Consider the following 22166-nt stretch of genomic DNA (forward strand, 5'->3'; position numbering starts at 1 on the left):
GGCGCGGAATATAGCACAAAAAATGAGCAATTCCGACGTTTTCACTGGGTATTGCCTGTCGTCGGCCGGCTTCGAAAAAATGCCATCATTTAGCCATCTTGTTTCTATACTCCATTCATCGTCATCTCACCCGGCCTCTAAGGCAGGCCCCCGGGAGAGTCATCGTGCGCCATCCTCTTGCCCTGCTCGCGGTCATCTTCCTGCTACTGGCCAGCGCCGTTTCGCGCGCCGCGCCGGAGTTTCCGGCGCCTCCGGCCAGCGGCGCCTGGTTGAACGGCTCGCTGGACCTGCTCGAAGACCCCGATGGCAACCTGGCGGTGGAGGACCTCGAACAAGCGGAGCAGGCCGGCCGCTTCGTCGCCGCCGCCGGCCGCACCAGCGTCGGCCTCAGCCGCAGCGCCTGGTGGCTGCGCCTCGACCTGCCGAGACGCGAGGCGGTATCCGGCGGCTGGTGGCTGGAAGTCGCCAGCGCCAGCCTGCACGACCTGCGCCTGTATCTCCCCGACGAGCGCGGCGGGTTCCGTGAACATCGCAGCGGCGAAGCGGTGCCCTTCGCCGAGGGCCGCGACCAAGCCTACCGTCATCCGCTGTTCCGGATCCCTCCCGGCGATGGGCCGTTGCGCGTCTACCTGCGCAGCTACGATCCCGGCGGCAACGCCTTTCCGCTGAGGCTCTGGAGCCACGACGAACTGCTGGAATACCGCAGCCAGGGCAACCTGCTGTTCGGCATGGCCTACGGGCTGATCCTCGCCCTGCTGCTGTACAACCTGTTCCTCTTCACCAGCCTGCGCGATCGCGCCTATTTCTGGTACGTGCTGACCGCTGCCAGCGCGCTGGTGCTGACCCTGAGCATCAGCGGCCATGGTTTCGAGTATTTCTGGCCCGAGCGGGCGGTGCCCTGGTGGCTTGACCGCCTGGCGCTGCTGGCGATCTGGGGCATCTGCGTGATCCGCTTCAGCCAGAACCTGCTGCAAAGCCGGCAGCACGCACGCTGGGCCCATCACCTGCTGAACGCCTGTTGCCTGCTGTTCCTTGCCTGCCTGGCGTTCAACGCCGCCGGCTGGCGCTGGCAGGCGGCCGGCGTGCTGGCGCTGACCCTGCTGGCCAACCTGCCGATCGCCATCGGCCTGGCAGTGCAGCGCTGGCGCCAGGGTTCGGCCACGGCGCGCCTGTACCTGGTCGGCTTCGGCCTGGTGCTCGGCAGCGTCAGCCTTGGCGTGATGCGCGCCACCGCGCTGGTCCAGCCGACCTCGGCCAACGCCATGGTCTTCCCGCTGGCGCTGACCCTGGAGGCCCTGCTGTTCTCCCTGGCGCTCGCCTCGCGCATCCAGGATCTGAAGCAGGAAAGGGCCCTGGCCCTGGACCAGGCCGACCAGGAAAAGAACGCGCGCCTGGCCCTGCTGCACAGCGCCCAGCGCGACCTGGCACGCGCCGTGGAAGTCCGTACCAACGAGTTGAGCGAGGCCAATCGCCAGTTGCAGATGCGCGAAGCGCAACTGCAGTACGCCGCCCATCACGACCCGCTGACCGGGCTTGGCAACCGCAGGCACCTGATGGAGTTCGCCGAAAGCGCCCTGGACGACGCGCGCCGCCACGGCAACAGCATGGCGCTGCTGCTGATCGACCTGGATCACTTCAAGCCGATCAACGATACCCATGGCCACGATGCCGGCGACTTCGTCCTGCAGAACGTGGCCCAGCGGCTGCGCCATTGCGTGCGCACCGAGGATTGCGTGGCGCGCCTCGGCGGCGACGAATTCGCCGTGCTGGTCGGCGGGTCGAATGCCGAGCAGCATGCCCGCGACATCGCCGAACGCCTGCTGCGAGAACTGGCGAAACCGGTGGAGTTCGCCAAGCAGTGGCTGGTGATCACACCGAGCATCGGCGTCGCCCTGTTTCCCGGCGACGCCCTGCAGTTCGGCAAACTCTACAAGGCCGCCGACCAGGCGCTGTACCGGGTCAAGGGCGCCGGGCGCGCCGGCTATGCGATGGCTGCCGACGATGAACGCGAGACCGCGCCGGCGCTCCCCTGGCCGACCGCCCTGGCACCGGAGCGTATCTCCTGAATCAGTGGCTGTAGTGTCGCGGAACCCGAGCCGTGACCTTGCTCAGAAGCTCGTAGCCGAGGGTGCCGCAGGCACGGGCGACCTCGTCCACCGACAACCCGGCGCCCCACAACTCCACCGGGTCGCCAACGCGAGCCTCCGGCAGGTCGGAGAGGTCGACCGCCAGCATGTCCATCGAGACCCGCCCGGCCAGGGTCGCGCGGCGTCCCCCGACCAGTACCGGAGTCCCGGCTGGCGCGGTGCGCGGGTAGCCGTCGGCGTAGCCGCAACTGACCGTGCCGATCCGCGCCGGCCGCTCGGCGATCCAGGTGGCGCCGTAGCCGACGCTCTCGCCCACGGCCACCTCGCGCAGCGAAATCAACTGCGCGCCCAGGCTCATGGCCGGCCTCAGGCCCAGTTCGGCGGCGCTCAGGTCGGCCAGCGGGGTCGACCCGTAGAGCATGATTCCCGGCCGCAGCCAGTCCATGTGGGCGGCCGGGATAGTCAGCACCGCCGCCGAATTGGCCAGGCTGCGCTGGTCGAAATCCAGGTCGAGCAGGCCGAGGAAACTCTCCAGCTGCTGCTCGGTGAGCGGATGGTTGCGTTCGTCGGCGCAGGCGAAATGGCTGATCAGGTTCAGCTCGCGCACACCAGGATGGTTGCGCAGGCGCGCATGCCAGGCGCGCAGCGCGGCAGGATCGAAGCCCAGGCGGTGCATGCCGGAGTCGAGCTTGAGCCAGACGTTGAGTGGAATATCCAGGCCGGCGGCGAGGAACGCCTCGCCCTGTTCCGCGCCCTGGATCACCAGGTCCAGGCGCAATTGCCCGGCGAGGGCGTATTCGCTCGCCTCGAAGCAGCCTTCCAGCAACAGGATGCGCGCGCTGGCGTGCAAGGCGCGGACTTCCGCGGCCTCCTCCAGGCAGGCCACGGCGAAGCCATCGGCATCGTCGTGCAACGCGGTAACCACTTCGCGCGCACCGTGGCCATAGGCGTTCGCCTTGACCACCGCGAACGCCTGGCGCTGCGGCGCGCAGCGCTTGGCCAGGGCATAGTTGTGGCGAATGGCGGAAAGGTCGACGGTGGCAACGAGGGGACGCATGGCATCGGGTCCTGCAACTGAAACGGGTGCCTATGGTAAGGCGCCCGCCGGGCAAGACCCAAGCCGGGTCATTCGTCCTCGAAGTTGTACATGCCGGCGGCAAGGTTCTCGAAGCGCGTGTATTTGCCGATGAAGGCCAGGCGCACCGTACCGATCGGACCGTTACGCTGCTTGCCGATGATGATTTCGGCGACGCCCTTGAACTCGGTCTCCGGGTGGTACACCTCGTCGCGGTAGACGAACATGATCACGTCGGCGTCCTGCTCGATCGCCCCGGATTCGCGCAAGTCGGAGTTCACCGGGCGCTTGTTGGGTCGCTGCTCCAGGGAGCGGTTGAGCTGCGACAGGGCAATCACCGGGCAGTTGAATTCCTTCGCCAGGGCCTTCAGCGAGCGGGAAATCTCGGAAATCTCGTTGGTCCGGTTGTCGCCGCTGGAGCCGGGTATCTGCATCAGTTGCAGGTAGTCGATCATGATCAGCGCCAGGTCGCCGTGCTCGCGCACCAGGCGACGGGTCCGCGCGCGCATTTCCGAGGGACTGATGCCAGCGGTATCGTCGATGAACAGCTTCTTGTCGTTGAGCAGGTTGATCGCCGAAGTCAGGCGCGGCCAGTCCTCGTCGTCGAGCTTGCCGGAACGCACCTTGGTCTGGTCGATACGCCCGAGCGACGAGAGCATACGCATCACGATCGAGTCGGAGGGCATCTCCAGGGAGTACACCAACACGGCCTTGTCGGTGCGCATCACCGCGTTCTCGACCAGGTTCATGGCGAAGGTGGTCTTACCCATCGACGGACGCCCGGCGACGATGATCAGGTCGGCCGGCTGCAGGCCGCTGGTCTTCTCGTCGAGGTCGGTGAAACCGGTGGACACCCCGGTCAGCGCCTCGGTGGTGTTGAACAGGTAGTCGATGCGGTCGATGGTCTTGACCAGGATATCGCTGATCCCTACCGGCCCGCCGGTCTTCGGTCGCGCTTCGGCGATCTCGAAGATCTTCCGCTCGGCCTCGTCGAGGATCTCGTTGGCGCCGCGCCCTTCCGGGTGGAAGGCGCTGTCGGCGATCTCGTTGCTGATGCCGATCAGTTGGCGCAGGGTGGCGCGCTCGCGGATGATCTGCGCGTAGGCCTTGATGTTGGCGACCGAGGGAATGTTCTTCGCCAGTTCGCCGAGATAGGCCAGGCCGCCGACCTGGGCCAGTTGTCCTTCCTTCTCCAACTGCTCGGAGAGGGTCACCACGTCGATCGGCTGGTTGGCCTCGGCCAGCTTGTAGATGGCGCGGAAGATCAGGCGATGGTCATGGCGGTAGAAATCGCCGTCGGACACCGAATCCGACACACGCTCCCAGGCGTTGTTGTCCAGCATCAGGCCACCCAGCACGGCCTGCTCGGCCTCGATCGAGTGCGGCGGCACCTTCAGGGCTGTGGTTTCCAGGTCGTATTGCTCGGGGCTGGTGATCTCGTTCATAGACTCGACGCAAGAAAAAGGAACAGCGGAAAAAACAACGGGCACGGTGCCGTTGCCGGTACCGTGCCCGATGTTAGCGGACTGCCGCGGACACGCATATGCCCGCCCAGCCCTACCGATCGGATCGCTTACTCAGCGACGATGATCAGCTTCAGAGTGGTTTCCACGTCGGTGTGCAGGTGCACGGCGACGTCGAACTCACCGGTGTTGCGCAGCGCGCCGTTGGGCAGGCGAACTTCGGCTTTTTCCAGCGGGTAACCGGCAGCGGAAACGGCTTCGGCGATGTCGCGGGTGCCGATCGAACCGAACAGCTTGCCTTCGTCGCCAGCGTGGGCGCCGAGGGTTACCACCAGCTCGGAGAGCTGGGCAGCACGGGCTTCGGCAGCGGCCTTCTTCTCGGCGGCAGCCTTTTCCAGCTCGGCGCGGCGTGCTTCGAACGCAGCGACGTTCTCGGCGGTGGCGACGGTGGCCTTGCCCTGCGGCAGCAGGAAGTTACGGGCGTAACCGCCCTTGATGTTCACCTTGTCGCCCAGGTTGCCCAGGTTGGCGACTTTTTCCAGCAGGATGACTTCCATTTGAGTCTTACCTCTTAACTTTTAACCTTCACCGTTCGTGGAACCCTGGCGCCGGGCCAGGCGTCCACGAAAATCAAACAGACTGTCGACAACCGCCAAAAGACAGATCAGGTTCCCCAGCAGCAATACAGCCAGGTACAGGCCCACCAGCCAACCACCCGCGAGGCGCTTCAGGGCGATCAGGCCATGCCCGAGCGCCACGCCGGCGATGATCAGCGGCACGCTGCACAACGGACCGAGCACCGCGGCCTGCACTTCCAGCGCCGGGACCACGACGGCCCCCAGCAGCAGGATCACGGCAACCGCCGGCGCCAGCCGCAAACTCCGGAATTCGCGGCCGAAGCCGCCCGGGTTGTACAGCGAAGCCTGCCAGTACCGCGCGAGCATCAGGCAGAGCAGGCAGGTCACCTGCAGCGAGGAAGCCATGACCCCGGTCAGGGTCGGCACCAGCGCCACCTGCAACTTGTCCAGCTCTTCGCCCGACAGCTGGGACTCCCCGCGAAGCTGGGTCAGGACCTTGGTGACTTCCGTCGCCAGGGCGCCGATCAGCTCGCTGGAGGTATGCCCCAGCACCAGCGCGAATACCACGCCAACTGCAACACTGCCCAGCAGCACATGGCTCCAGGACGTGCTGGCGCGCAGGATCTGCGCCAGCGTCAGGGTACCGAGCAGGACCAGAAGGATGCTCGGATCGCCCAGGTACCACCAGAACATCGCCGGTAGCACCGCCCAGGCCAGGACGCCGAAGGCGTCGCCGAATCCGCGCCGCAGCAGCAACAGGCTACCGGCGGCGGCACTCAGCCAGAACAACAGTGGAACAACCGCGGAGCCTGCCACGGCGAGCGTGGCCTGCATGCGGCCGCGCATGGTGAACTCAGCCAGTGCGCGCATGCGATCTATCCCTTACCAGCGTTCGACTGCCCGATCTCAACGGCCGTGGCTGTCGGTGTAAGGAAGCAGGGCCAGGTAGCGGGCGCGCTTGATAGCGGTCGCCAGCTGACGCTGGTACTTGGCCTTGGTGCCGGTGATACGGCTCGGAACGATCTTGCCGGTTTCGGAAACGTAGGCCTTCAGGGTGTTGAGATCCTTGTAATCGATCTCTTTCACGCCTTCGGCGGTGAAGCGGCAGAACTTACGACGACGGAAGAAACGTGCCATGTGATTGGCTCCTCAATACTGGTCCGGAATTACTCGTCAGCGTTATCGCTATCGCTGTTGTCGTCGCCATCGGCGCCTTCAGCGTTATCGTTCGGACGCTCACGACGCTCGCGACGCTCGTTGCGGCTTTCTTCAGCCTTGAGCATCTCGGACTGCTCGGTGACAGCTTCGTCGCGACGCATGACCAGGTTACGGATCACGGCATCGTTGTAACGGAAGTTGTCTTCCAGCTCAGCCAGGGCCTTGGCGCTGCACTCGACGTTCATCAGAACGTAGTGGGCCTTGTGCACGTTGTTGATGGCGTAGGCCAGCTGACGACGGCCCCAGTCTTCCAGACGGTGGATCTTGCCGCCGTCTTCTTCGATGGCCTTGGTGTAACGCTCGACCATGCCACCGACTTGTTCGCTCTGGTCCGGGTGAACCAGGAACACGATTTCGTAATGACGCATAAATGCTCCTTACGGGTTGCAGCCTGCCGCAGAACGGTCAGGCAAGGAGTGAATGTTTTCTTGGCTTGCCTGGTGGAGAGGCGAACGAACGCCTGCCCACGCGGCAAGGGGCGACATTCTAGAGAAGGGCAACCGGCGAAGCAAGGAAGATTGGCGAATATTTGTACAGCGGATGGAATGGCGCGGGGCCGCGCCGCGGCGGCCCCGCACGCGCTCACTCCAGCGGGGTGCGCTGGCGGAGGATCTCGAACAGGCAGACGCCGGTGGCGACCGAGACGTTCAGGCTGCTGACGCTGCCGGCCATCGGCAACCTGGCGAGGAAGTCGCAGTGCTCGCGGGTCAGCCGGCGCATGCCCTTGCCTTCCGCGCCCATCACCAGCACGGTCGGCCCCTTGAGGTCGAGCTGGTAGAGGGTCTTGTCCGCCTCGCCAGCGGTGCCGACCACCCACAGGCCGCGCTGCTGGAGCTTTTCCAGGGTGCGCGCGAGGTTGGTCACCGCCACCAGCGGGATCACCTCGGCGGCGCCGCAAGCGACCTTGCGCACGGTGGCGTTGAGGGTCGCGGACTTGTCCTTGGGCACGATCACCGCCTGCACCCCCGCCGCATCGGCGGTACGCAGGCAGGCGCCGAGGTTGTGCGGATCGGTGACGCCATCCAGGGCCAGCAGCAGCGGCACGCCCTCGCCCCGCTCGAGCAGTTCCTCGAGCATGTTTTCGCCCCAGACCTGGCTGGGGCTGACTTCCGCGACCACGCCCTGGTGGACGCCTTCCGCCCACTCGTCGAGTTCGCGCCGGTCGCGCTGCCCTACCGGAATACGGAACCCGGCGGCCAGCTCGGTGAGCACCTGGACCCGCGGATCATGCCGCCCCTCGGCCAGCCACAACTGCTTGACCCGCTTCGGGTGATGACGCAACAACGCTTCCACGGCATGCACGCCGTAGACCTTTTCCCACTGACTCATGACTTGGCCTTACGTTTGCGCGCCCCGGTGGCGGCCGGAGCGTTGTCGGCCTTCGGCTTGGAAGGCCCCTTGCGATGCTTGGTCGGCTTTCCCGGCTTGGCGGCAGCGGCGGGCTTGCCGCCCTTGGCCTTGCCCTTCGCGCTCTTGCCCGCAGGAACGACCTTGCCCTTCTTCCCGCCCTTGTCCTTGCCGCCGCCGACGCGCGCCTCGGCGAGCAGCGCCTGCTTCACCTCGCGACTCTTGCGCACGTCGGTGTTGCCGAGCATCTCCGCGGCCTGCGCCAGCAGCTCCGGCGCGACCGGCGGCAGCGCCTGCACCTTGCCGGCCTTGCGCCGCGGCACCACCGCGGCGTCGGGACTGGCCAGCGCCGGCTCCAGGTCGACCTCGGGCACGGATGCGCCCTTGCGCCCCTTCGGCGCCTTGCCGGCGTTCGCCGACTTGTCGCCGTTGCGCTTCTTGCGTCCGATCGGCGCGCTCAGCACGTTTCCGGCCAGCTCGAAATCGATCTTCCGCTCGTCCAGGTCGACCCGCGCCACTACCACTTCCGTGGTGTCGCCGAGACGGAAGCTGCGCCCGGTGCGCTCGCCGCTGAGGCGATGGTGCACGGCGTCGAAATGATAGTAGTCGCCGGGCAGCGCGGTCACATGGACCAGGCCTTCGACGAAGATGTCGGTCAGCTCGACGAACAGACCGAAACCGGTGACCGCGGTGATTACGCCAGGGAAGGTCTCGCCGACCCGCTCGCGCATGTATTCGCACTTCAGCCAGTTGGTCACGTCGCGGGTGGCCTCGTCGGCACGCCGCTCGGTCATCGAGCACTGCTCGCCCAACTGGTCCAGGCGCAATTCGTCGTACGGATAGATGCGCGCCTTGGGCATGCTCGCCGCGCCGGCCCGCTGCACGTGCGGAGTCTCCGCCTTGGAGCGGATCACACTGCGGATCGCACGGTGCACCAGCAGGTCCGGGTAGCGCCGGATCGGCGAGGTGAAGTGGGTGTAGGCGTCGTAGTTGAGGCCGAAGTGGCCATTGTTGTCCGGGCTGTACACCGCCTGGCTGAGCGAACGCAGCATGACCGTCTGGATCAGGCGGAAGTCGGCGCGGTCGTGGATCTTCTCCAGCAACTCCTGGTAGTCGCCCGGGGTCGGCGCGGCCTTGCCGCGGCCGAGGCTCAACCCCAGCTCGCCGAGGAACTGGCGCAGGTTGTTGAGCTTCTCCTGCGGCGGGCCGTCATGCACCCGGTACAACGCCGGGATGGCGTGCTTCTGCAGGAAGCGTGCGGTCGCCACGTTGGCGCAGAGCATGCACTCTTCGATCAGGCGGTGCGCATCGTTGCGCTGGGTCGGGCGGATTTCCGAGATCTTCCGGTCGGCGCCGAAGACGATGCGGGTTTCCTGGGTCTCGAAATCGATCGCGCCGCGGACATGGCGGCCGGCCAGCAGCGCTTTATACAGCGCATACAACTGCTGCAGGTGCGGCACCACGCCGGGCAACTGCTGGCGCAGGTTCTCGGCCTCGACGCTGTCGGGATGCTCGAGCAACTGGCTGACCTTGGTGTAGGTCAGGCGCGCATGGGAGTGGATCACCGCTTCGTAGAACTGATAGCCGGTCAGCTTGCCGGCCTTGGACAGGGTCATCTCGCAGACCATGGCCAGCCGGTCGACCAGCGGATTCAGCGAGCAGAGACCATTGGACAGCACCTCCGGCAGCATCGGGATCACCCGCTCGGGGAAATACACCGAGTTGCCGCGCCTGGCCGCCTCTTCGTCCAGCGCCGAACCGACCTTCACGTAGTGCGAGACATCGGCGATCGCCACAAACAGGCGCCAGCCGCCGCCGCGCTTGGCCTCGGCGTACACCGCGTCGTCGAAGTCGCGGGCATCCTCGCCGTCGATGGTGACGAAGGGCACCTGGCGCAGGTCGACACGCTTTTCCTTGTCCTTCTCCGCCACTTCCGGCTTGAGCTTGGCCGCTTCCTTCTCCACTGCGGCCGGCCAGACGTGGGGGATATCGTAGCTGCGCAGGGCGACTTCGATCTCCATCCCCGGCGCCATGTAGTCGCCGAGCACCTCGACGATCTCGCCCTGGGCCTGGCGGTGGATGCTCGGCCATTGCTCGATGCGCACCTGGACGAACTGGTTGTGCCTGGCCTTGCCGGCCTTGCCCGGCGGGATCAGGACTTCCTGCTGGATCTTCGGGTTGTCCGCGACCACCACGCCGATGCCGCTTTCCTCGAAGTAGCGGCCGACCACGATCTCGTGGGCCCGCTCGATCACCTCGACCAGCTGGCCTTCGCGGCGTCCGCGCCGGTCATGGCCGGACACCCGGGCCAGGGCGCGGTCGCCGTCGAACACCAGGCGCATCTGGGTGGGACTGAGGAACAGGTCGTCGCTGCCATCGTCGGGGATCAGGAAGCCGAAGCCGTCGCGGTGCCCGCTGATGCGGCCGCGGATCAGGTCCAGCTTGTCCACCGGCGCATAGGCGCCACGACGCGTATAGATAAGCTGCCCGTCGCGCTCCATGGCGCGCAGGCGACGACGCAAGGCCTCTTCCGGCTCCTCGCCGGCGAGCCCGAACTCGTCGAGCAACTGGGAGCGAGTCGCCGGAGCGCCCCGCTCGGATAGGTGAGCCAGGATCAGTTCCCGGCTGGGGATGGGGTTTTCGTACTTTTCCGCTTCGCGAGCGGCCTCGGGATCGAGGTTTTGCCAATCGGCCATTAGAGGTAGGTCACCTTTTCTTCTTTAGCGTTTGCTGCCATTGCTCTATTGAAGCGCGAAAACGCTTCGTCGGTCAGCTTCGGCAACAGAATAATTTTTATCGCATCAGGGGTTTACAAGCAGAATACGTACTCGTATAGTTCGCGCCCACAACGTTGCTGAGACGTTGTAACACGGAAACGATGAGCGATCATCGACTCCAGTGCCCAGGTGGCGGAATTGGTAGACGCACTAGGTTCAGGTCCTAGCGGTGGCAACACCGTGGAAGTTCGAGTCTTCTCCTGGGCACCATATTTCAGACAAAGCCGGACATTAGACCGTTTTTGTTTCAGCAGTTCAGCCACTACCAGGCATTGAAACTGCGACAAGGTTTGCAACACCCAAGTCGATGAGCGATCATCGCACAATGCTGAAAAGCATGCCCAGGTGGCGGAATTGGTAGACGCACTAGGTTCAGGTCCTAGCGGTGGCAACACCGTGGAAGTTCGAGTCTTCTCCTGGGCACCATCTTCAAGACAAACAGCCGAGCATCGCTCGGCTTTTTGTTGTCCGCGATTTTTCCCTTCGAGCCACGCCACCTCCCCCCGCTCGCCGCGGCGCCGACCCCGGAAATGAAAACGGGCCGCATGCGCAGCCCGTTCCGTCATCGCCCCGCTATCCGCCTCAGGCGAATGGATGGCGCAGGATGATGGTTTCGTTGCGATCCGGACCGGTGGAGATGATATCGATCGGCGCACCCACCAGTTCTTCCACGCGCTTGATGTAGGCGCGGGCGTTGGCCGGCAACTCTTCCAGGGTCTTCGCACCCACGGTCGACTCGCTCCAGCCGGGCATTTCCTCGTAGACCGGCTGCAGGCCGATGTAGCTGTCGGCATCGGTCGGCGCTTCCAGCACATCGCCATCGGCATTCTTGTAGCCGACGCACAGGCGCACCACGTCCAGACCATCGAGCACGTCGAGCTTGGTCAGGCACAGGCCGGAGATGCTGTTGATCTCGATGGCGCGGCGCAGGATCACGGCATCGAACCAGCCGCAGCGACGAGCGCGACCGGTGGTGGCGCCGAACTCGTGGCCGCGCTTGGCCAGGTAGGCGCCGACGTCGTCGAACAGCTCGGTCGGGAACGGACCGGAGCCGACGCGAGTGGTATAGGCCTTGGTGATACCCAGTACGTAGTCCAGGTACAGCGGGCCGAAGCCGGAACCGGTGGCGGTACCGCCAGCGGTGGTGTTGGAACTGGTCACGTAGGGATAGGTGCCATGGTCGATGTCCAGCAGCGATCCCTGGGCGCCTTCGAACATGATGTCCTTGCCGTGCTTGCGCAGGTCGTGCAGGGTCGCAGCGACATCGGCCATCATCGGCTTGAGCAGCTCGGCATACTCCATCGCCTCGTCCAGGGTCTTCTGGAAGTCGATGGCCGGCTCCTTGTAGTAGTGCTGCAGGACGAAGTTATGGTAGTCCAGCAGCTCGCCCAGCTTGGCGGCGAAGCGCTCGCGGTGGAACAGGTCGCCGACGCGCAGGCCGCGACGCGCCACCTTGTCCTCGTATGCCGGGCCGATGCCACGACCGGTGGTGCCGATCTTGGCTTCGCCGCGGGCCTTCTCGCGCGCCTGGTCGAGGGCGACGTGATAGGACAGGATCAGCGGACAGGAAGGACTGATGCGCAGGCGCTCGCGCACCGGCACGCCCTTCTCTTCCAGCTTGGTGATTTCGCGCAGCAGCGCATCCGGCGCCAGCACCACGCCATTGCCGATCAGGCACTGCACGCCTTCGCGCAGGATGCCCGATGGAATCAGGTGCAGGACGGTTTTCTCGCCATCGATCACCAGGGTGTGGCCAGCGTTGTGACCACCCTGGTAGCGAACTACGGCAGCCGCCTGCTCGGTGAGCAGGTCGACGATCTTGCCCTTGCCCTCATCACCCCATTGGGTGCCCAGGACTACGACATTCTTACCCATAACACTTGTCCCCATCGTGGAAGTTCGATGCCGGCCGCGGCCGGCGGAATCTCAGGACGCCAGCGGCGCCACCTGCCAATTGCCATCGCGCAGCGCCAGCTGCCGGTCGCAGCCCGCCTCGCGCGCAGAAGCCGCATCCTGCCCGGGCAGAGCCTGGACGACACGCTGCCCGTCGCGGCGCAGTCGTTGCACCACCTGCCAGAGCCCGGCCCCTTCGGCCGGCGCCCAGATACCCGATACAGCCTGGTCCAACCGGGCCTGGCCGAGAGTGACCAGGCTTTTCAGATCGGTGGAGAAACCGGTGGCCGGGCGGGCGCGCCCGAAATCGGCACCGATATCATCATAGCGACCGCCCTGGGCGATGGACTGGCCAACGCCGGGCACGAAGGCCGCAAACACCACGCCGGTGTGATAGTGATAGCCACGCAGCTCGCCGAGGTCGAAATACAGCGGCAAGCCGGGGAAACGTCCAGCCAGCGAATCGGCGATCTCGATCAGCTCGTTCAGCGCCACCTGGACATCGGCCGGCGCCGCCGCCAGACGGGCACGGCCCTGCTCCAGCGCATCGCGGCCGCCGCATAGCTCGGCCAGCGCACGCAACATGCCGCGCAGCTCGGCAGGCAGGTCTGCAGTCAGCGCCTCGACCTCGTCCACCGCCTTGCGCTGCAAGGCATCGAACAACTGCTGCTCGACTTCGCCGGACAGCCCTGCCGCGCGCGCCAGGCCGCGGTAGATACCGACATGGCCGAGGTCCATGTGCACGTCCGGCACTTCCGCCATCTCGAGCATTTCCAGCATCAGGCTGATCACCTCGACATCGCTGGCAGGGCTCGGATCGCCGTACAGCTCGGCGCCCAGCTGGATCGGACTACGCGAAGTGGACAGCGCGCGCGGCTGCGCATGCAGCACACTGCCGGCATAGCACAGGCGGCTCGGTCCCTCGCGGCGCAGGCTGTGCGCATCCATCCGCGCCACTTGCGGCGTAATGTCGGCACGGAAACCCATGAGCCGGCCGGACGCCGGGTCGGTCACCTTGAAGGTGCGCAGGTCAAGATCCTGTCCCGCGCCGGTGAGCAGCGACTCCAGGTATTCGATATGCGGGGTCACGACGAACTCGTAACCCCAGCGGTGGAACAGATCCAGCACCTGACGGCGGGCTGCTTCGATGCGCGCCGCCTCCGGGGGCAGCACCTCTTCGATCCCATCTGGCAGCAGCCAGCGGTCTACCGTTGCCATTTCGCCTCTCCCCTTTCAGCCGGGCGGCACATCATCAGTGAATCCAGTAAAGAAGCAGGGTGCCGAGCAGCATGCTGCCCAGCCCCACGAGACGCAGGTGACGGTCGCTCAGCCGGCCGATGCCGGTGACCGCCTCGCGCCATTGTCGCGGACACAGGAACGGCAGGATGCCTTCCAGCACCAGCACGAGACAAAAAGCGATGCCGAATTCCTGCCACATGATTCTCGCGGACGCAAAAAAGCCGGGATTTCCCGGCTGGCTCATCATAACACGATTTCTCCGGCGGGCGCTGCCGCCCGCCGGAGAACCGAGTATTACTTGTTGGCCTTGTTCAGATAGCGGAAGAACTCGCTGCTCGGATCGAGCACCAGTACGTCGCGCTTCTCGGCGAAGCTTTCGCGATACGCCTTCAGGCTACGGTAGAAGGAATAGAACTCCGGATCCTGGTTGTAGGCCTTGGCATAGATCGCGGCAGCCTTGGAGTCGCCGTCACCGCGGGTCTCTTCCGACTCGCGGTAGGCTTCGGCAACGATTACCCGGCGCTGGCGATCGGCGTCGGCACGAATGCCTTCGGCCAGTTCGCGACCCTTGGCGCGGTGCTCGCGGGCCTCGCGCTCACGCTCGGTGCTCATCCGCTCGAAGACGCTGCGGTTGACTTCCTTCGGCAGGTCGATGGCCTTGACCCGCACGTCGATCACCTCGATACCCAGTTCCTTCTGCGCCATGCGGTTCAGCGAAGCGGTGATGTCGCCCATCAGCGCGTCGCGCTCGCCCGATACCACTTCATGCAGGGTACGCTTGCCGAACTGGTCGCGCAGACCCGCTTCGAGACGCCGCGACAGGCGTTCGTCGGCGATCTGCTTGAGGCCCGAGGTAGCGGTGTAGAAGCGCTCGGCATCCGCCACCCGCCACTTGGCATAGGCATCCACCATCACCGCTTTCTTTTCCAGGGTCAGGAAGCGCTGGGTCGGGGCATCCAGGGTCAGCAGGCGAGCGTCGAACTTGCGCACCTGGTTGACGTACGGGATCTTGAAGTGCAGGCCCGGCTTGACGTCGGACTCGACCACCCGGCCGAAGCGCAACATGACCGCGCGCTCGGTCTGCTGGACTACGTAGACGCTGTTCCACAGGACGATGGCGGCGACGACACCGACGATCAGAGCGATCAAAGACTTGTTGCCCATCAGCGGCTCTCCCTCGTACGCGCGTCTTGCTGCCGCAGATCGTTGACGATCCGCGACCCCAGGTCGGAAGCGCTGGCGCTGCCACCACCGGCGGAAGCACCGGCCCCCGTAGCGGGCGCGGCGTTACGACCATCGATCATCTTGTCCAGCGGCAGGTAGAGCAGGTTGTTCTGCCCCTGCTGACCGGTCACCAGCACCTTGCTGGTCTGGCTGAAGACTTCCTGCATGGTGTCCAGGTACAGACGCTCGCGCGTCACTTCCGGAGCCTTGCGATATTCCACCAGCAGCTTGGAGAAGCGATCCGCCTCGCCCTGGGCGCGCGAAATCACCTCGTCGCGGTAACCGTTGGCTTCTTCGATGATGCGCTGGGCCTGGCCACGTGCCTCCGGCACCACGCCGTTGGCATAGGCTTCGGCCTGGTTCTTCTCGCGCTGCTCGTCCTCGCGGGCCCGGATCACATCGTCGAACGCTTCCTGCACCTCACGCGGTGCCTGGGCGCTCTGGATGTTCACCTGGGTCACGGTGATACCGGTCCTGTAGGTATCCAGGAAGCGTTGCAGGCGCTCGCGCACCTCGGTCGCCATCTGCTCGCGGCCTTCGGTGAGGATCCGGTCCATGGTGGTGGAGCCGGCGACATGCCGCAGCGCGCTCTCGGTCGCCTGCTGCAGGCTGACCTCGGGCTGGTCGACGTTGAGCACGAAGTCCTGCAGGTTGCTGATCTTGTACTGCACGGTCAGCGGCACTTCGACGATGTTCTCGTCCTCGGTGAGCATCTGCCCCTGCTTGCTGTACGCACGCTCGCGGGTGACGTTCTCCTGGAAGCGCTTGTCGATCGGCGGGAAGTAGAAGTTCAGGCCGGGACCGACCGTCTCGTAATACTTGCCGAAGCGCAGGATGACCGCCTGCTCCTGCTCGTCCACCACATAGATGGCGTTGTACAGCCAGAGCACGGCGAGGATCGCCAGGCCGATGCCGAACAGGCCCAGGCCACCGCCCTTGCCGCCGGAACCGGAGCCGGAACCGTTGCCACTGCGTTTTTTTCCACCGAACAGCCCGTTCAGGCTGTCCTGAAGCTTGCGGAAAGCCTCATCCAGGTCGGGCGGCCCCTTGCGGTCACCACCGCCACCACCACCGCGGCGGCCTCCCCACGGGTCTCGATCGTTGTTGTTCGAGTTGTCACCCGGCTCGTTCCAAGCCATAGCGCTCTCCATCTAGTAACGCGAAACGCGCCTGCGGCGCGGCCACCCATGCTACCGAATGCCCTGCCCGCTGCCAAAAGCAGCGATACGGGCTTTATTGCAAAGTGTGTTGCGCAACGAACTCCGCCGGCTGCCAGCCAGCGCGGCTCGCCAGGCGGTTCAACTCGGCCCGCGGCAGGCGCACCTGCAGCAGGGTACAACCCTCCTCATCGTGCGCCTCGGACTGCACCGCGCCCAGTTCGAACAACTGGGCGCGCAGGCGCCCGAGCCGCTGGGGCAGGCGCAAGGTTCCGACGAAGAGGTCCTCGCCGAGCAGCTCGGCGATGGCCTGGCGCAACAGGTCGAGGCCTTCGCCGGTCTGCGCCGACAGCCAGACGCGCACCGGCTTGCCGGAATCGTCGCGCTGGATGTGCGGCTCGACCGAGGGTAGCAGGTCGACCTTGTTATAGACCTCGAGCATCGGCAATTCGTTGGCGCCGATCTCGCCGAGCACCGCCAGCACCTGCTCGACCTGCGCATCCCGTTCGGGCTCGTAGGCGTCGATCACGTGCAGCAGGAGGTCGGCGTTGCTCGACTCTTCCAGCGTAGCGCGGAAGGCCTCCACCAGCTTGTGCGGCAGGTGGCGGATGAAGCCCACCGTGTCGGCCAGCACCACCGGCCCGAGATCGTCCAGTTGCAGGCGACGCAGGGTGGGGTCGAGGGTGGCGAACAACTGGTTGGCGGCATACACCTCGGAGGCGGTGAGCGAATTGAACAGGGTCGATTTGCCGGCGTTGGTATAGCCGACCAGGGAGACCGCCGGGATATCCGCGCGCTTGCGCCCGCGTCGAGCCTGCTCGCGCTGGCTGCGGACCTTCTCCAGGCGCTGCTTGATCTGGCGGATGCGCACGCGCAGCAGGCGTCGGTCGGTTTCCAGCTGGGTCTCGCCCGGACCGCGCAGACCGATACCGCCTTTCTGCCGTTCGAGGTGGGTCCAGCCGCGTACCAGCCGCGTGCTCATGTGCTCCAGTTGCGCCAGTTCCACCTGCAACTTGCCTTCGTGGGTACGTGCGCGCTGGGCGAAGATGTCGAGGATCAGCCCGGTCCGGTCGAGTACGCGGCACTCGAACGCACGCTCGAGGTTGCGCTCCTGGCTGGGCGTCAAGGTGTGGTTGAAAATCACCAGCTCGACGTTTTCGGCCTTGACCAGGTCGTGCAACTCCTCGACCTTGCCACTGCCGATAAGATATTTGGCGCTCGGCTGGTGGCGGGAGACGCTGACGAATGCCACCGTTTCCGCGCCGGCCGAACGCACCAGCTCCTGGAACTCCTGCGGGTCTTCACGCGCCTCGGGGTTCTGCCCTTCCAGATGCACCAGAACAGCCTGTTCCCCACCACCTGGGCGCTCAAAGAACAAAGCGGACTCCCGTCAAGCGTTGCCCGGCTCGGCCGGCTGGTCACCGCTCGGCAGACGCACCGGACGGCTCGGTACCACGGTGGAGATCGCGTGCTTGTAAACCATCTGGCTGACGGTGTTCTTCAGCAGGATGACAAACTGGTCGAAGGACTCGATCTGGCCTTGCAGCTTGATGCCGTTGACCAGATAGATGGAAACCGGGACGCGTTCTTTCCGCAGGGTATTGAGGTAAGGGTCTTGTAGCGAATGCCCTTTTGACATGTGCCGCACTCCTTTAAGGATCGTAGTTTGAAGTAGTCGAATAGGGTGACTTGGCGCCGTCCAAACTCCGGAGTCGTTCCGGAAACAGACGGACAAATTAAGGTCTCAGGCCAATATGGAGACCGTTTTCAGGTATTTCAAGGCACGCGGCAGATTGTCACCTGCTAGGCTGTCCATCCAGTGTAGATGGCTCCAGCTTCGCAGCCAGGTGAACTGGCGCTTGGCCAACTGGCGGGTAGCGATGATGCCGCGTTCGGTCATTTCAGCGTAGGACAGCTTGCCATCCAGGTAATCCCACACCTGACGGTAACCCACGGCTCTAATAGACGGTAATCCTGCATGCAAGTCACTTCTGGCATGCAGTGCTTCGACCTCGGCGATGAAACCCTGTTCCAGCATCTGGCGAAAACGCTGCGCAATCCGCGCGTGCAACACCTGGCGCTGCTCGGGAGCAATCGCCAGCTGAGCGACAGTATACGGCAATTGATTCCTGCCTGACGCGTCAAAATCCGCCTTTTCAGCGCTTTGCCGGCGACGCAGGTCGCTCATCGACACCCCGCCGAGGCGATACACCTCGAGCGCCCGCATCAGTCGCTGCGGATCGTTGGGGTGGATACGCGCAGCCGATTCCGGGTCGACCTCGGCGAGTTGCCGGTGCAGCGCCTCCCAACCTTCGGCCTGGGCCTCGGCCTCGATCGCCGCGCGCACCTCGGGATCGGCGCCGGGCATGTCGGCCAGGCCCTCGAGCAACGCCTTGTAATAGAGCATGGTGCCCCCCACCAGCAGGGGAATCCTGCCGCGCGCGGTGGCCTCGGCCATCGCCGCCAGGGCGTCGGCGCGAAACTCCGCGGCCGAATAGCTCTCCGCCGGGTCGCGGATATCGATCAGGCGGTGCGGATAGCGCGCCAGCAGCTCCCGGGAAGGCTTGGCCGTACCGATATCCATGCCGCGGTAGATCAGCGCCGAGTCGACGCTGATCAGCTCGCAGGGCAGCGCATCGGCCAGCGCCATCGCCAGGTCGGTCTTGCCGGCGGCGGTCGGCCCCATGAGAAAGATGGCGGGAGGCAGGGAAGACATCGGAAAGCTCTTGGACAAAGCGCATAGCTTCGGGCTTTGCGCCCGAAGCTGCAAGGCTCAGCGTCCGCGCAGGAAGAGCTTGTCCAGCTCGTCCAGGCCCAGTTGGGTCCAGGTCGGACGCCCATGGTTGCACTGGCCGCTGCGCTCGGTGATTTCCATGTCGCGCAACAGGGCGTTCATTTCCGGCAGGGTCAGGCGCCGGTTGGCGCGCACCGCACCATGGCAGGCCATGGTGCCGAGCAACTCGTTCAGGTGCGCCTGGATACGGTCGCTGGTGCCGTATTCCAGCAGGTCGGCGATGACATCGCGCACCAACTGGGTCGCCTCCGCCTGCTTGAGCAGCGCAGGGATCTGCCGGATCGCCAGGCTTTCCGGCCCCAGGCGCTGCAGCTCGAAGCCCAGGCGCTGGAACCAGCTGGAATGCTCTTCCGCGCAATCCGCCTCGCGCTCGCTGACCGCGATCGACTCCGGCACCAGCAACGGCTGCCCACGCAAGCCTTCGCTGGCCATCGCCACCTTGAGGCGCTCGTAGGTGATCCGCTCGTGGGCCGCGTGCATGTCCACCAGCACCAGGCCGTGGGCGTTCTCGGCGAGGATGTAGATGCCCTTGAGCTGCGCCAGGGCGTAACCCAGCGGCGGGATGTCCTGGGCACTCTCGGGCAACGCGGCTGGCGCCTCGCCCGCGGGTAACGGCGCGAAGTAGGCCTTGTAGGCGCCACCGGCCTCGGCCAGAGAGGGCGGCGCCTCCGGCCGGGTATAGGCGGAATAGCCGGAGGAGCCGCCGGAGGCCGATGAGCCGCCACTCCAGCCCACCCGTGCCGCCGGACTCTCCAGCACGCTCTCGGCCAGGCGCATCTCGCCCTGCGGGCCGAACTCGCCGGCGGCAGCGCCGGTCGGTCGCGGCTCGGTCAGGCTGGTCGCCCCGGGCGGCGCGAGCTGGTCGTCGGGACGGACCTCGCCCAGCGCACGATGCAAGGTGCCATAGAGGAAGTCATGGACCATCCGGCTGTCACGGAAGCGAACTTCGTGCTTGGTCGGGTGCACGTTGACGTCCACCACCGCCGGATCGACTTCGAAGAACAGCACGAAGGTCGGATGCCGGCCGTTGTACAGCACGTCGCGATAAGCCTGGCGCACCGCGTGGGCGACCAGCTTGTCGCGCACCATGCGCCCGTTCACATAGAAGTACTGCAGGTCCGGCTGGCTGCGGGAGAAGGTCGGCAAGCCGACCCAGCCCCACAGGTGCAGGCCGTTGCGCTCGACCTCGATCGGCAGCGCCTGCTCGAGGAATGCCTGGCCGCACACCGCGCCGACCCGGCGCGCGCGGGCCAGCTCGTCTCGCGCCTCGTGCAGGGCGAAGATGGTCTTGCCGTTGTGGCGCAGGTGGAAAGCCACGTCGAAGCGGGCCAGCGCCAGGCGCTTGATGACCTCCTGCAGATGGTCGAACTCGGTCTTCTCGGCACGCAGGAACTTGCGCCGCGCCGGGGTGTTGAAGAACAGGTCGCGAACCTCGACGCTGGTCCCCACCGGGTGCGCCGCCGGCTGTACCCGCGGCTGCATGTCGCGGCCCTCGGTTTCCACCTGCCAGGCTTCGCCGGCGTCGGCGGTACGCGAGGTCATGGTCAGGCGCGCTACCGAGCTGATCGAGGCCAGCGCCTCGCCACGGAAGCCGAGGCTCATCACCCGCTCCAGGTCTTCCAGCTCGCGGATCTTGCTGGTGGCGTGGCGAGCCAGGGCCAGCGGCAGGTCGTCGGCGGGGATGCCGCGACCGTCGTCGCGCACTCGCAGCAACTTGATGCCGCCCTGCTCGACCTCCACATCAATGCGCCGGGAACCGGCGTCAAGGCTGTTTTCCAGGAGTTCCTTGGCCACCGAGGCGGGACGCTCGACCACCTCACCGGCGGCGATCTGGTTCGCCAGCCGCGGACTCAGCAGCTGGATACGCGGTGCTTCACTCATCACTGGGCCGCCAGGGCGGTGCTCGGGATGGACAGGGCCTGGCCGACTTTCAGGTTGTCGCTGGACAGGCTGTTGCTGCTACGCAGCGCGGCCATGCTCACTTCATAGCGCTGGGCGATCATCGCCAGGGTCTCTCCGGGCCGCACCACGTGCTCGCGCGGCCCCATGGAGAGCTTGCCCTGGGCGCGCAAAGAGGCGATGTAGGTGCCGGGCGGCGGGCTCTGCTGGAAATACTGGCGGATGCCGCTGGTGATCGAACGCGCCAAAGCCTGCTGATGGCTGGCGCTAGCCAGCTTGCGCGACTCGTTGACGTTCGAGATGAAGCCGGTTTCCACCAGGATCGATGGGATGTCCGGCGACTTCAGCACCATGAACCCGGCCTGCTCGACACGACGCTTGTGCAGCGAAGTGATGCGGCCGACATTGGTCAGTACCTTGTGGCCGACATCCAGGCTCGACGAGAGGGTGGCGGTCATCGACAGGTCGAGCAGCACGCCGGCGAGCATCTGGTCCTTGTCGCCGAGGCTGACGCTGCCATCGCCGCCGATCAGGTCGGAACGGTTCTCGCTGTCGGCCAGCCAGCGCGCGGTTTCCGAAGTGGCGCCGCGGTCGGACAGGGCGAACACCGAGGCACCGAAGGCGCTGCGGCTCGGCGCGGCGTCGGCATGGATCGAGACGAACAGGTCGGCGCCCTTCTTGCGGGCGATCTCGGTGCGCTTGCGCAGCGGGATGAAATAGTCGCCGGTACGGGTCAGCTCGGCCCGGTAACCGCGCACCTGGTTGATCTGGCGTTGCAGCTCGCGAGCGATCGACAGGGTGATGTTCTTCTCGTGCAACCCGCCCGGGCCAAGGGCGCCAGGGTCTTCACCGCCGTGGCCGGCGTCGATGGCGATGACGATATCGCGGGTGCCGCCCTTGGTTGGCAGCGGCAGCTTGGCCACCGGCTGGGTCGGCGTCACCGGGGTGACCGGCACGCTCGGGGTCGGCGTCGCGGGCACGTCCGGGGTCAGGTCGGCGCCCTGGTCGTAGAGATCGACCACCAGGCGGTTGCCGTATTGCTGGTTGGGCGGCAGGACGAAGCTTTTCGGGGTGACCTGCGCCGACAGGTCGAGGACCATGCGCAGGTCGTTGGGCGTGCGCTGGGCGGAGCGCACCGCGGTGATCGGGGTGTTGCCGAGCTTGAGACCGTTGAGCTGGGTCGCCAGTTGGGCGCCGCTGACGTCGATGACGATACGGTTGGGAGCGGCCAGGGTGAACAGGCTGTGCTGCACCGGACCGGAGAGATCGAAGACCAGACGGGTGTTGTCCGGAGCGCGCCAGATCCGCACGCTCTTGATTTGCGCGGCGGCCAGAACCTCGCCGACCTGGCAGGCCAGCAGAATCATCACCCCAGTCAACAACGTCCGCAGACGCAAGCCCCAACCCATCGTTTT

The 22166-nt window shown here is 65.7% G+C and carries 19 protein-coding genes and 2 tRNA genes; 3 read left to right on the plus strand and 18 right to left on the minus strand.

Going from position 1 to position 22166, the window contains the following annotated elements; translation table 11 throughout:
* Positions 1-164 precede the first annotated feature (164 nt).
* Positions 165-2066 (plus strand): diguanylate cyclase, encoded by a 1902-nt coding sequence (locus LJF27_RS01225; protein ID WP_023116791.1) that lies wholly within the window; start codon positions 165-167, stop codon positions 2064-2066.
* Position 2067: 1 nt separating this feature from the next.
* Here LJF27_RS01225 and alr read toward each other — a convergent pair whose 3' ends face one another.
* From alr to rnr, 8 genes are all read right to left on the minus strand, one after another.
* Positions 2068-3144, minus strand: coding sequence for an alanine racemase (gene alr, locus LJF27_RS01230; RefSeq protein ID WP_004347678.1), 1077 nt, complete (start codon positions 3142-3144; stop codon positions 2068-2070).
* Between the two features lie 68 nt (positions 3145-3212).
* Positions 3213-4607, minus strand: coding sequence for a replicative DNA helicase (gene dnaB / locus LJF27_RS01235; RefSeq protein ID WP_003100012.1), 1395 nt, complete (start codon positions 4605-4607; stop codon positions 3213-3215).
* Positions 4608-4735: 128 nt separating this feature from the next.
* A complete protein-coding gene (gene rplI / locus LJF27_RS01240; RefSeq protein ID WP_003095627.1) occupies positions 4736-5182 on the minus strand; it encodes a 50S ribosomal protein L9 in 447 nt (148 codons plus the stop codon).
* Positions 5183-5203: 21 nt separating this feature from the next.
* Positions 5204-6073, minus strand: coding sequence for a hypothetical protein (locus tag LJF27_RS01245; RefSeq protein ID WP_004347675.1), 870 nt, complete (start codon positions 6071-6073; stop codon positions 5204-5206).
* Between the two features lie 36 nt (positions 6074-6109).
* Positions 6110-6340 carry a 30S ribosomal protein S18 gene (gene rpsR, locus LJF27_RS01250; RefSeq protein ID WP_003095634.1) on the minus strand — a complete coding sequence of 77 codons (231 nt, stop codon included), beginning with the start codon at positions 6338-6340 and terminating at the stop codon, positions 6110-6112.
* Positions 6341-6369: 29 nt separating this feature from the next.
* Positions 6370-6789: a 30S ribosomal protein S6 gene (rpsF, locus tag LJF27_RS01255; protein ID WP_003095636.1), complete on the minus strand. Its 420-nt coding sequence runs from the start codon at positions 6787-6789 to the stop codon at positions 6370-6372.
* A 214-nt stretch (positions 6790-7003) separates the two neighbouring features.
* Positions 7004-7750 carry a 23S rRNA (guanosine(2251)-2'-O)-methyltransferase RlmB gene (gene rlmB, locus LJF27_RS01260; RefSeq protein ID WP_004347672.1) on the minus strand — a complete coding sequence of 249 codons (747 nt, stop codon included), beginning with the start codon at positions 7748-7750 and terminating at the stop codon, positions 7004-7006.
* Complete coding sequence (gene rnr / locus LJF27_RS01265) at positions 7747-10464, minus strand: ribonuclease R (RefSeq protein ID WP_004347671.1); 2718 nt, start codon at positions 10462-10464, stop codon at positions 7747-7749. Before rnr ends, rlmB begins: the two co-directional genes overlap by 4 nt.
* A gap of 204 nt (positions 10465-10668) precedes the next feature.
* Between rnr and LJF27_RS01270 the strand changes: the two genes are divergently transcribed.
* Positions 10669-10755, plus strand: a tRNA-Leu gene (locus LJF27_RS01270).
* 129 nt (positions 10756-10884) lie between these two features.
* Positions 10885-10971 (plus strand) — tRNA-Leu (locus LJF27_RS01275).
* A 156-nt stretch (positions 10972-11127) separates the two neighbouring features.
* Here LJF27_RS01275 and LJF27_RS01280 read toward each other — a convergent pair.
* From LJF27_RS01280 to amiB, 10 genes are all read right to left on the minus strand, one after another.
* On the minus strand, positions 11128-12420 hold the full coding sequence (locus LJF27_RS01280) for an adenylosuccinate synthase (protein WP_003095642.1): 1293 nt from the start codon (positions 12418-12420) through the stop codon (positions 11128-11130).
* Positions 12421-12471: 51 nt separating this feature from the next.
* Positions 12472-13656: an ATP phosphoribosyltransferase regulatory subunit gene (locus LJF27_RS01285; RefSeq protein WP_003116169.1), complete on the minus strand. Its 1185-nt coding sequence runs from the start codon at positions 13654-13656 to the stop codon at positions 12472-12474.
* Positions 13657-13690: 34 nt separating this feature from the next.
* Positions 13691-13876: a DUF2065 domain-containing protein gene (locus LJF27_RS01290; RefSeq protein ID WP_003095647.1), complete on the minus strand. Its 186-nt coding sequence runs from the start codon at positions 13874-13876 to the stop codon at positions 13691-13693.
* A gap of 95 nt (positions 13877-13971) precedes the next feature.
* Positions 13972-14841, minus strand: a complete 870-nt coding sequence (gene hflC / locus LJF27_RS01295; protein WP_003106429.1) for a protease modulator HflC — start codon at positions 14839-14841, stop codon at positions 13972-13974.
* A complete protein-coding gene (gene hflK, locus LJF27_RS01300) occupies positions 14841-16040 on the minus strand; it encodes an FtsH protease activity modulator HflK (protein WP_003116168.1) in 1200 nt (399 codons plus the stop codon). The genes hflC and hflK overlap by 1 nt, the downstream gene beginning before the upstream one ends.
* Before the next feature lie 94 nt (positions 16041-16134).
* The gene (gene hflX, locus LJF27_RS01305; RefSeq protein WP_003113930.1) at positions 16135-17436 is read right to left on the minus strand and encodes a ribosome rescue GTPase HflX; all 1302 of its coding nucleotides are present in this window, start codon (positions 17434-17436) and stop codon (positions 16135-16137) included.
* Between the two features lie 12 nt (positions 17437-17448).
* Positions 17449-17697: an RNA chaperone Hfq gene (gene hfq, locus LJF27_RS01310; protein WP_003095657.1), complete on the minus strand. Its 249-nt coding sequence runs from the start codon at positions 17695-17697 to the stop codon at positions 17449-17451.
* Between the two features lie 105 nt (positions 17698-17802).
* Positions 17803-18774 (minus strand): tRNA (adenosine(37)-N6)-dimethylallyltransferase MiaA, encoded by a 972-nt coding sequence (gene miaA, locus LJF27_RS01315; protein WP_003106415.1) that lies wholly within the window; start codon positions 18772-18774, stop codon positions 17803-17805.
* 57 nt (positions 18775-18831) lie between these two features.
* Entirely contained in the window at positions 18832-20733 is a 1902-nt protein-coding gene (gene mutL, locus LJF27_RS01320; protein ID WP_003106411.1) for a DNA mismatch repair endonuclease MutL, read from the minus strand.
* Entirely contained in the window at positions 20733-22160 is a 1428-nt protein-coding gene (gene amiB / locus LJF27_RS01325) for an N-acetylmuramoyl-L-alanine amidase AmiB (protein WP_003123571.1), read from the minus strand. Before amiB ends, mutL begins: the two co-directional genes overlap by 1 nt.
* Between the last annotated feature and the right edge of the window lie 6 nt (positions 22161-22166).

The organism is Pseudomonas sp. 203-8, from assembly GCF_020708595.1.
Classification (GTDB): Bacteria; Pseudomonadota; Gammaproteobacteria; order Pseudomonadales; family Pseudomonadaceae; genus Pseudomonas; species Pseudomonas aeruginosa.